Here is an 8,305-nt window from a genome sequence, read left to right as displayed (position 1 = left end):
GCATTTCCTGCAGGGTGTAGGCCGCGCCGTAGGCTTCCAGCGCCCAGACTTCCATTTCACCGAAGCGCTGGCCGCCGAACTGCGCCTTGCCGCCCAGCGGCTGCTGGGTGACGAGCGAGTACGGGCCGGTCGAACGGGCGTGCATCTTGTCGTCGACCAGGTGGTTCAGCTTCAGGTAGTGCATGTAGCCAACGGTGGTGTGGCGATCGAAGGCTTCACCGGTGCGGCCGTCATACAGCTGGGTCTGGCCACTGCTCGGCAGGTCGGCCAGTTCCAGCATGCGCTTGATTTCCGCTTCGGTGGCACCGTCGAACACCGGCGTTGCCATCGGCACGCCGTCGAACAGGTTGCGGGCCAGGCGCAGCAGTTCCTCGTCGCTGAACTGCGACAGGTCGACACGGTTGGCCACGTTGGTGTCATCGTGGTTGTAGATGTCGTCCAGGAACTTGCGCAGGTCGGCGACCGCGGCCTGGGCTTCCAGCATTGCCTGGATCTTGCGACCCAGACCCTTGGCTGCCCAGCCCAGGTGCACTTCCAGGATCTGCCCGATGTTCATACGCGACGGCACGCCCAGCGGGTTCAGCACGATGTCCACGGTTTCGCCCGAGGCCATGTACGGCATGTCCTCGACCGGCACCACGTTGGACACCACACCCTTGTTGCCGTGGCGGCCTGCCATCTTGTCGCCCGGCTGGATGCGGCGCTTCACTGCCAGGAACACCTTGACCATCTTCAGCACGCCCGGGGCGAGGTCGTCGCCAGCGGTGATCTTGCCGCGCTTGTCGGCGAAGCGACGCTCGAATTCCTTCTCGTGCGCCTGGATCTGCTTCTGTGCGCGTTCGATGGCTTCGGCGGCGTCCTCGTCCTTCATGCGCAGCACGAACCAGTCGGCCTTCTTCAGGCCATCCAGGTAGGCGTCGGAGATGACGTCGCCCTTCTTCAGGCCGGCGCCACCGTTGACCACCTTGCCGACGATCTGCGAACGCAGACGGGCATAGATGGCTGCTTCCAGGATGCGGAACTGGTCGTCGAAGTCCTTCTTGACGCGCTTGATTTCAGATTCTTCGATCTGACGGGCGCGCTTGTCCTTCTCGATGCCATCGCGGGTGAAGACCTGCACGTCGATGACGGTGCCGTCCATGCCCGGGGGCACGCGCAGCGAGCTGTCCTTCACGTCCGAAGCCTTCTCGCCGAAGATCGCGCGCAGCAGCTTCTCTTCCGGGGTCAGCTGGCTTTCGCCCTTCGGGGTGACCTTGCCGACCATGATGTCGCCGGCGCGGACTTCGGCACCGATGTACACCACGCCGCTTTCGTCCAGGCGGTTCAGCGCCTGCTCGGAAACGTTCGGGATGTCGGCCGAGATTTCCTCCGGCCCCAGCTTGGTGTCACGCGCAACGCAGGTCAGCTCTTCGATGTGGATCGTGGTGTAGCGATCCTCTTCCACCACGCGCTCGGAGAGCAGGATGGAGTCTTCGAAGTTGTAGCCGTTCCACGGCATGAAGGCGATCAGCATGTTCTGGCCCAGGGCCAGTTCACCGATGTCGGTGGACGGACCATCGGCCAGCACGTCGCCACGCGCCACCACGTTGCCCACTTCCACCAGCGGACGCTGGTTGATGCAGGTGTTCTGGTTGGAGCGGGTGTACTTGATCAGGTTGTAGATGTCCACGCCGGCGTCGGACGCGTCGGTGATCTCGGCTTCATTGACCTTGACCACGATGCGGGCGGCGTCGATCTGCACGATCTCACCACCACGACGGGCGTTGACGGTCACGCCCGAGTCACGCGCCACGGCGCGCTCGATGCCGGTACCGACCAGCGGCTTCTGCGCACGCAGGGTCGGCACGGCCTGACGCTGCATGTTGGCGCCCATCAGTGCGCGGTTGGCGTCATCGTGCTCCAGGAACGGAACCAGCGCGGCCGCGATCGACACGGTCTGCATCGGCGAGACGTCCATGAAGTGGACTTCCGCCGGCGGCTTCAGCAGCGATTCGCCCTGGTAACGGCAGGGGACGAACTGCTCGGTCAGCACGCTGTTGGCATCGGTCAGGGCGTTGGCCTGGGCGATGACGTACTCGTTTTCTTCGATGGCCGACAGGAACTCGACTTCGTCGAAGACCTTGCCGTCCACGACCTTGCGGTACGGGGTCTCGAGGAAACCGTACTGGTTGGTGCGGGCGTACACGGCCAGCGAGTTGATCAGRCCGATGTTCGGGCCTTCCGGCGTYTCGATGGTGCAGACGCGGCCGTAATGGGTCGGGTGCACGTCGCGCACTTCGAAGCCGGCGCGCTCACGGGTCAGGCCGCCCGGGCCCAGGGCCGAGACGCGACGCTTGTGCGTGACTTCCGACAGCGGGTTGTTCTGATCCATGAACTGCGACAGCTGCGAGGAGCCGAAGAATTCCTTGATCGCCGCAGCCACCGGCTTGGCGTTGATCAGCTCCTGCGGGGTCAGGCCTTCCGACTCCGCCATCGACAGGCGTTCCTTGACCGCGCGCTCGACGCGGACCAGGCCCACGCGGAACACGTTCTCGGCCATTTCACCGACCGAACGCACGCGACGGTTGCCCAGGTGATCGATGTCATCGACCACGCCGCGACCGTTGCGGATCTCGGTCAGGACCTTGATCACGTCCAGGATGTCCGAGCTGTCGCCGTGTGCGGCAACCAGGCGCTTGGACTCTTCGTCGTTGCGCTCGCCGTAGTACTTGCGGTCGTACAGCACGGCTTCGCCGGTGGTTTCCTTGCGGCCCACGCGACGGTTGAACTTCATGCGRCCGACTGCGGACAGGTCGTAGCGCTCGAAGGTGAAGAACAGGTTGTGGAACAGGTTCTGCGCGGCATCCTTGGTCGGCGGCTCGCCCGGACGCATCATGCGGTAGATCTCGACCAGGGCTTCCAGCTGGGTCTTGGTCGGATCGATGCGCAGGGTGTTGGACAGGTACGGGCCACGATCCAGGTCGTTCACCCACAGGGTGCCCACCGCATCGACGCCGGCCTTGCGGAAGGCCTGCAGCTGTTCGTCGGTGATTTCGTCGTTGGCCTGGGCCAGCAGTTCGCCGGTGGAGGCATCGACCACGTCGTGCGACAGGATGCGGCCGACGATGTAGTCGTCCGGCACGGCCAGGGCGGCGATGCCCGAGGCTTCCAGCTGCTTGATGTGGCGCGCGGTGATGCGCTTGCCGGCTTCCACGATGACCTTGTCGCCGTCGGCGAGGTCGAAGCCCAGGGTTTCGCCGCGCAGGCGCTCGGGCACCAGCTCCAGCTGGACGCCTTCATCCGGGTTGATGTGGAAGGTGTTGATCTCGAAGAACTCGGCCAGCATCTCTTCGTTGCTGTAGCCAAGCGCACGCAGCAGGATCGACACCGGCAGCTTGCGGCGACGGTCGATACGGGTGAACAGCGCGTCCTTCGGGTCGAACTCGAAGTCCAGCCASGARCCGCGGTAAGGAATGATGCGSGCGSWGTACAGCAGYTTGCCSGAGCTGTGSGTCTTGCCACGGTCGTGGTCGAAGAACACGCCCGGCGAGCGGTGCAGCTGCGAGACGATGACACGCTCGGTGCCGTTGACGATGAAGGTGCCGTTGTCGGTCATCAGCGGGATTTCGCCGAGGTAGACCTCCTGCTCCTTCACGTACTTGATGGCCTTGGTCGACGACTCGCGGTCGTAGATCACCAGGCGCACGGTCACGCGCAGCGGCGCACCGTAGCTCATGCCACGCTGACGGCACTCACGCTCGTCGAAGACCGGATCGCCCAGCTTGTAGCCGACGTATTCCAGGGCAGCATTGCCGCTGTAGCTGGCGATCGGGAAGACCGACTTCAGTGCAGCGTGCAGGCCGTGGTCCGTGCGCTTGGCCGGATCGACGTTCTCCTGCAGGAATTCACGGTAGGAATCCACCTGGATGGCGAGCAGGAACGGCACTTCGAGAATCGAACGCTGCTTGCCGAAATCCTTGCGGATACGCTTTTTTTCGGTGAACGAATAGGACGTCATGAGGTCTTCCACCTTGTTGTGCGAGTCGTGCGCCMACGACCCGAAGGGAACTTGAAATTGTCAGTTGGAAGTCGCTGGTATTGCCGGCACCAGCACGCCTTCTCCCGCTACTTCCAACTGCCAACTCGTCTGCATCCACTCCCCCGCCGCCGCGCGTTGCGCTGGCCGGCCAGGGTTTGACCGCAGCCCGTGTTGGGCTTTTTCACCGTATTTCCGTAGAACCGCGCCACGATTGGCCGGGCCTACAACAACGACCAAAGGCCGGGGGCTTACGCCCCCAGCCTTGGCTGCATCGCCGGATTTCGATGGCGACGCAATGGAAGTGCTTACTTGACTTCGACAGTCGCGCCAGCAGCTTCCAGGTCCTTCTTCATCTTCTCGGCTTCGTCCTTCGAAGCGTTGTCCTTCAGGACGCCGCCGGCTTCGGCCAGGTCCTTCGCTTCCTTCAGGCCCAGGCCGGTGATGGCGCGGACGGCCTTGATGACTTCGACCTTCTTGTCGCCAGCGGTCTTCAGGGTGACGACGAATTCGGTCTGCTCTTCAACGACGGCAGCCGGGCCAGCCACAGCAGCGGCGACCGGAGCAGCGGCGGAGACGCCGAACTTCTCTTCGATGGCCTTGACCAGCTCCATCACTTCCATCAGGGACTTCTCGGCGATGGCGTCGACGATCTGTTCGTTGGTAAGGGACATGATAATTACCTTTGGATGTTTTTCTGGATTGAGGTTCCGTCAGGAACCACGATTAGTCGAAACTCAGGCGGTCTCGGCGGCCGGTTCAGCAGCGTCGGCGGCGACGTCGCCACCATTCTGCTTGTCGCCGATTGCCTTGATGGCGCGGGCGAACATCGTGACCGGCTCGGTCAGGACGCGGGCCAGCATTGCCAGGGCCTGGTCACGGGTCGGCAGCGAGGCCAACACGTCGACATGGCTTGCCGGGAACACTTCGCCACCGATGGCGACGACCTTGGCCTGCAGCTTGTCGTTGCCCTTGGCGGCATCCTTGATCAGGCGACCGGCAGCGCCGGGCTCCTCAAGCGAGAACGCATACAGCAGCGGACCAACCAGCTTGTCCTGCGCACATGCGAACTCGGTGCCTTCAACGGCACGCGAAGCCAGGGTGTTCTTGACAACTTTCAAGAAAACGCCGGTTTCACGCGCCTGCTTACGCATCGCGGTCATCTGAGCGACCGTGGTGCCAGCGTATTCGGCTGCGATCAAGGAGTGTGCCTTACCAGCAATTTCTGCCAGCTCCGCGACTACTTCTTGCTTCTGGGACAGATTGAGAGCCATTGCACTCCTCCAATTGAACTCCGCTTACGGCTCCTGCCGTGTGCGGTCCTGTGCGGCATCCGTCCTGGACGCCGGGAACATCGGAATGATGTTCCGGGGGGTGGGCCGTTCTAGACCTGGAGTGGGCCAACCTGGGTAACCCCAGACGTGCGTGAACCAGAAAAACTCCAGAAGGGCACCATCTACGCAGGGTGATTCCTGGGAATCGATTAAGCGTTCGTGACTGCTCCGGCGGCGACTCCCTGCCAAATCGAGCTTCCGTGCCCGTCGCCGGCATGCCACGACCGCACCTGCGGTCTTTGACGGCTACCACCGGCGATGTGTTGCCGGCGATGCCTTCAAATGTCACGGTCGCGGGACCCGAGGGACCCGCGACCGCTTGAAACGATTACTTCAGGCTCAGCGACGACTGGTCGACGGTGACGCCCGGGCCCATCGTCGAGCTGACCGAAACCTTCTGCAGGTAGGTGCCCTTCGAGGTGGCCGGCTTGGCCTTGATCAGGTCCAGCAGCAGCGCGGTCAGGTTCGACTTCAGCGCGTCTTCGGCGAAGTCGGCCTTGCCGATGGTGCAGTGGATGATGCCGGCCTTGTCGGTGCGGTAACGCACCTGACCCGACTTGGCATTCTTCACAGCCTCACCCGGGTTCGGGGAGACGGTGCCGACCTTCGGGTTCGGCATCAGGCCGCGCGGGCCCAGCACGGTACCCAGCTTACCGACAACGCGCATTGCGTCCGGGGTCGCGATCACGACGTCGTAGTTCAGATCGCCGGCCTGCATCTTCTCGGCCAGGTCGTCCATACCGACGGCTTCGGCGCCAGCGGCCAGGGCTTCATCAGCCTTGGCACCGGCCGGAGCGAAGACAGCGACGCGGACCGACTTGCCGGTACCAGCCGGCAGCACGGTGGAGCCACGGACCTGCTGGTCGGACTTCTTCGCGTCGACGCCCAGGCGCACAGCAACGTCGATCGACTCGACGAACTTGGCCTTGGTGGCGGTCTTCAGGATGTTGATTGCGTCCTCGAAGGCGTATGCCTTGCCCGGAACGATAGCGGCCTTGATGGCCTTCTCACGCTTGGTCTGTGCCATCTTCTTAACCCTCCACCACGAGGCCCATGGAACGGGCAGAGCCAGCGATGGTACGCACGGCGGCGTCCAGGTCGGCGGCAGTCAGATCCGGTTCCTTCGCCTTGGCGATCTCTTCCAGCTGCTTACGGGTGACCTTGCCGACCTTCTCGGTGTTCGGGCGCTTGGAGCCCGACGAGATGCCAGCGGCCTTCTTCAGCAGGGTGGTGGCCGGAGTGCTCTTGGTGATGAAGGTGAACGTACGGTCCGAATAGGCCGTGATGATCACCGGAACCGGCAGACCCGGCTCGAGCTTCTGCGTGGCGGCATTGAAGGCCTTGCAGAATTCCATGATGTTCAGGCCGCGCTGACCSAGCGCAGGACCGACCGGCGGCGASGGGTTGGCCTGACCGGCCTTCACCTGCAGCTTGATATAACCGACAACTTTCTTTGCCATGTGAGTACTCTCCGGGTGCTAGCGCCTTGCGACAACAGGCTCCCCATCGGACCGGGAATCACGCGTCCCGGCATCGCGTTTTGAAATCATGCCGAAGGCCACCTTTCGGTGGCCTCGTCCCGCCAGCTTCCCAACGGGAGCCGCGCAGCATATCAGGTTTTTTCTTCACATGCCTGAAGCGACATATGAATGCAGATCAGACGGCCTTTTCGACCTGACCGAACTCAAGTTCGACCGGGGTGGCGCGACCGAAGATCAACACCGAGACGCGCAGACGGCTCTTCTCGTAATTGACCTCTTCGACGACACCATTGAAGTCGTTGAACGGACCCTCGGTGACGCGGACCATCTGGCCCGGCTCGAACAGCACCTTCGGACGCGGCTTCTCGACGCCTTCCTGGACACGGTTCAGGATCGCCTCGGCCTCGGAGTCGGCGATCGGCAGCGGACGATCGGCGGTTCCGCCGATGAAGCCCATGACGCGCGGGGTTTCCTTGACCAGATGCCAGCTTTCGTTGTCGATGCGCGGAATACCGGCTTCTTCGTGGGTCTCGATCTGGACCAGCACGTAACCCGGGAAGAACTTGCGCTCGGAACGGCGCTTCTGGCCGGCGCGCATTTCGATCACTTCCTCGGTCGGAACCAGGACGTCGCCGAAGCGCTCTTCCATGCCGTCACGGACGATGCGATCGCGCAGAGCCTGCGCCACCGACTTCTCGAAGCCCGAATAGGCGTGAACGACGTACCAACGCTTCATGCATTTCTCCTTAGCGGCTCAGGAACCACTGAGTCAGTTTCTGGATGAAGAAGTCGAACCCGCCCAGCAGCAAGCTGAGAATCAGGACGACGACAATCACCACCCAGGTCATGCGAATGGCTTCCTGGCGGGTCGGCCAGACCACTTTACGCAGTTCAAAGCGCGACTCGGAGAGGAATTCGCGGGTGTCGCGCCCCTTGCCGGTCAGCATGAACACGCCGATACCGCCAACCAGGCCGACCACGACCGCCAACGCACGCAGCTGACCCGCCCACGCGCCCAGCTGGGCAGCGCGACCGGAGTCGGCGGAGAACCAGAACCAGACGAACAGACCTGCCAGCACCAGCAACGATGCGAGGACGTACTTGACGATATCCCCGCCTTGCGCGGAGGTGTCCTTGGAATGTTCGATCTTGCTATTCATCAGGCTGTGTCTGCTTTAGCGGCAGGGCCGCTCGGTAAGGTGGGCAGATGGCACGCCAGGAGGGACTCGAACCCCCAACCTGCGGTTTTGGAGACCGCTGCTCTGCCAATTGAGCTACTGGCGTACGTAGAAAACTTGCCTTCCCTTAGACGGCGAAGGCGGACCGAGGTTCCCGGCCCGCCACTCGCCAGACCGGCAGCGCTATGCGACCGCCGGCATGCAGGCTTACTCGAGGATGTTGGCAACCACGCCAGCACCGACGGTACGGCCACCTTCACGGATGGCGAAGCGCAGGCCGGCGTCCATGGCGACCGG

8 protein-coding genes and 1 tRNA gene are annotated in these 8,305 nt (G+C 63.1%); all 9 read right to left on the bottom strand.

What is annotated here, in order from left to right:
• A partial coding sequence (gene rpoB / locus AC1DJN_RS18380; protein WP_478039693.1) for a DNA-directed RNA polymerase subunit beta occupies positions 1-3,997 on the bottom strand: 3,997 nt, incomplete at its 3' end.
• A gap of 326 nt (positions 3,998-4,323) precedes the next feature.
• Positions 4,324-4,689, bottom strand: a complete 366-nt coding sequence (rplL, locus tag AC1DJN_RS18375) for a 50S ribosomal protein L7/L12 (protein WP_025879347.1) — start codon at positions 4,687-4,689, stop codon at positions 4,324-4,326.
• 63 nt (positions 4,690-4,752) lie between these two features.
• Positions 4,753-5,289, bottom strand: a complete 537-nt coding sequence (gene rplJ, locus AC1DJN_RS18370) for a 50S ribosomal protein L10 (RefSeq protein WP_033830430.1) — start codon at positions 5,287-5,289, stop codon at positions 4,753-4,755.
• Between the two features lie 388 nt (positions 5,290-5,677).
• Positions 5,678-6,376, bottom strand: coding sequence for a 50S ribosomal protein L1 (rplA, locus tag AC1DJN_RS18365; protein ID WP_025879349.1), 699 nt, complete (start codon positions 6,374-6,376; stop codon positions 5,678-5,680).
• Positions 6,377-6,380: 4 nt separating this feature from the next.
• A complete protein-coding gene (gene rplK, locus AC1DJN_RS18360; protein ID WP_004145248.1) occupies positions 6,381-6,809 on the bottom strand; it encodes a 50S ribosomal protein L11 in 429 nt (142 codons plus the stop codon).
• Positions 6,810-7,005: 196 nt separating this feature from the next.
• Positions 7,006-7,566, bottom strand: a complete 561-nt coding sequence (gene nusG / locus AC1DJN_RS18355; RefSeq protein WP_025879350.1) for a transcription termination/antitermination protein NusG — start codon at positions 7,564-7,566, stop codon at positions 7,006-7,008.
• 10 nt (positions 7,567-7,576) lie between these two features.
• On the bottom strand, positions 7,577-7,990 hold the full coding sequence (secE, locus tag AC1DJN_RS18350) for a preprotein translocase subunit SecE (protein ID WP_025879351.1): 414 nt from the start codon (positions 7,988-7,990) through the stop codon (positions 7,577-7,579).
• Positions 7,991-8,038: 48 nt separating this feature from the next.
• Positions 8,039-8,114: transfer RNA gene (locus tag AC1DJN_RS18345), tRNA-Trp, on the bottom strand.
• 101 nt (positions 8,115-8,215) lie between these two features.
• A partial coding sequence (locus tag AC1DJN_RS18340) for an EF-Tu C-terminal domain-related protein (RefSeq protein ID WP_478039695.1) occupies positions 8,216-8,305 on the bottom strand: 90 nt, incomplete at its 5' end.

This window comes from Stenotrophomonas sp. 05L414_2, from assembly GCF_056397905.1.
Note: the sequence above shows the minus strand (reverse complement) of the source record. Positions and strands in the feature narration are given on the sequence as shown.